This window comes from Saccharopolyspora sp. NPDC000995 (genome assembly GCF_053599315.1).
The window spans coordinates 1-2410 of the sequence record NZ_JBSFLZ010000281.1 but is presented as its reverse complement, the minus strand read 5'-3'; the positions used below and the strand labels follow the sequence as shown (position 1 = coordinate 2410).

The following is a 2410-nucleotide window of genomic DNA, read 5'->3' as shown; positions in this document are numbered from 1 at the left end:
GGTGTCGGTGCCGTATGCGCGCATCCACGTTATGCAGACCTGCCGCCCGCGAAAGGCCAGGCGTTGCACCGGGCCGGGCGGTAGTCGGACCTCTCATCAGCGTCTCCCACGGCACCTCTCGGGCCCGGGTTGAGTCGGCCTGGGGCGCGGTGCCGGGATTACTCCCGGTCCGTCTCCCCAGGCCGCTCGCCGAACCCGCCGTGCGTCTCACAACGCAACGGGCTCTCCACGGTCTCTGCCGTTCTGCGTGGTTATGCAGGGACCCAAGGATTGGGAATCTTGCTGCCCCGGTAGCGGTAGCGGGTAACCGGCACCGCCGCCATATCGAACAACTCGACCCCGTCCACCGAGATCGGCTTCCAGCTCCCATTGGGTGCCTTCAGCCAGCGGCGGACGTCCTTCCACCTCCAGCGATGCAGGGTCTGCATCCACTTGACCATCCGCCACCAGACGAAATTCGCCAGGTTGCTCAGGGTGTGTTTGCAGACTGCATGCCTGAAGTAGTTGGCCCAGCCGTGCATGATCAGATTGAGTCTGGCCAGCACGTCTCTGGGGTTCTGCTGCGACTTCCTGCGTGTCAGGGCACGAATCCTGTCCTTCAGCGACCGGATGGGCCGGTCCGCGATGAACGTGTAGACGTACCACTTGTCCGTTCCTCGCTTGCGTTTCCACTGGATGCGGAACCCAAGGAAGTCGAACGCTTCACTCATGTGCACGATCCGGGTCTTGGCTCGTGACAGCCGTAACCCGAGTGGTTCGAGCACTTCAGTGACCTCGTGCTTCAGGTCTTCGACGTCGGCGCGGGAGCCATTCACGAGCACCACAAGGTCGTCCGCGTAGCGGGAGACCTTCCAGTTCGGCAGGCCCTTCGCCCGGCGTCGGACGCGTCGGGCAGCGGTTCCCATCGTCCCGCCGTCCTTCCATGGCTCCTGCAGACGCTCATCGAGCGCCGACATAGCTATGTTGAACAGCAACGGAGACAGGATGCCTCCCTGCGGCGTCCCGGCGTCGGAGGCCCTCTGGTCTCCGAGTTCAGTGAGAACTCCGGCCTTGAGGAACGCCTTCACCAGGGCCACGACTCGCTTGTCCTTGACCCGCTTGCGTACCCGCTCAAGGAGAGCGGAGTGCGAAACGGTGTCGAAGGCCGCTTCGACGTCAGCATCCAGCACCCAGCGGTAACCCTTGGAGCCGAACAGCTGAATCTCGGCGATCGCGTCGTGAGCACGCCGCTCGGGCCGGAACCCGTAGGAGACCGGCTCAAAGTCGGCCTCGAAGATAGGTTCCAACACCAGCTTCAGCGCCGCCTGGACAACCCGGTCCGCCACCGTCGGAATACCTAGGCTGCGGACCTTTCCGGAGCCGCCCGGCTTGGGGATCTTGCGTTCCCGCACCGGCTGGGGCCGGAACGAACCATCCTTGAGACTGGTCCGCAAGTCGTCCAGGAACCGGAGGACGCCGATCTGCTCTTCAACATGAACGACGGTAACGCCGTCCATGCCCGCAGTCCGTGCCCCCTTATTACCTGCGACCCGGTAGAACGCATAACGCAGCGTCATAGGGTCGTGCACGAAGTTGAACAGGTCGTCGAACCTGCGGCCGGGGTCGGCCGCCGCCCAACGGTGAAGCTTGGCCTGCATCCCCGATACCCTCCCGCCGGACTCTTCCGGGTCCTCGACAGGCGGAGCACCGTCGTTCAGCGGTGCATCTTTCGGCATTACAGCCTCCTTCCCTTCTCGATACCGCTGCCGCCCTTCCCCATGTGCGCACCTCTCGTGCGCTCGAAGTACTACGGCGACTCCGCCCCGTCCCGGCCCGATCGGCCGACGATGGACCCAGCCCGTCCACCAGGACGGATCCCTGGCAGCGGGCGTGAGCCGGAACGGTTCCCGTGTTCACTGCAACTCGCTCGACGGAGTAGAAGCCCAGCTCTGTCCCTGCGGCATCGCCACGGCTACCCCGCAGCACTTCACCGTGGCCTCCCGACGGGCATGTCAAAGCCCGCCCAGGAGTTCCCCGCTCCAGTCACCCGGTTCGAAGACGCACCGCACCCGGCCCATATCTGCACAGGTTTGAGCCGGCGGGGGGGTTGAGAGACGTAAACGCTGGTTCCTCTCGTACTCCTCTCCATCACGCTCGCCGGACCCAGGCCATCTGGCAGTTCTGGCCCGTCCCGGCTTTGTCGGGGCCGCTCTCACCCTCACCGGCATCTCCCGGATCAGGTTGCCCCCAGCTTCATCACCCTGCTGCGACAGGGACGACGGCGACGGTCTCTCACCTCCGCACGAATTGCAGCGCCTCACGGCGCACTGACACCACCCCCCAGGTCATCCCATCGACAGGGGGGAACAGTCATGCCGGGCCCAGAGGCCAGAGATCCTCTTGCAGGACCGAGAAAAACATAACGGGGGCG

General features: G+C 64.8%; 1 protein-coding gene. It reads right to left on the bottom strand.

What is annotated here, in order from left to right; translation table 11 throughout:
* Positions 1 to 251: 251 nt before the first annotated feature.
* Entirely contained in the window at positions 252 to 1715 is a 1464-nt protein-coding gene (gene ltrA, locus ACWDKQ_RS35760; RefSeq protein WP_450143170.1) for a group II intron reverse transcriptase/maturase, read from the bottom strand.
* Between the last annotated feature and the right edge of the window lie 695 nt (positions 1716 to 2410).

Coding starts and splice junctions, on each gene's coding strand:
- ltrA (WP_450143170.1), bottom strand. CDS start 1,715: ATGCCGAAAGATGCACCGCTGAACGACGGTGCTCCGCCTGTCGAGGAC.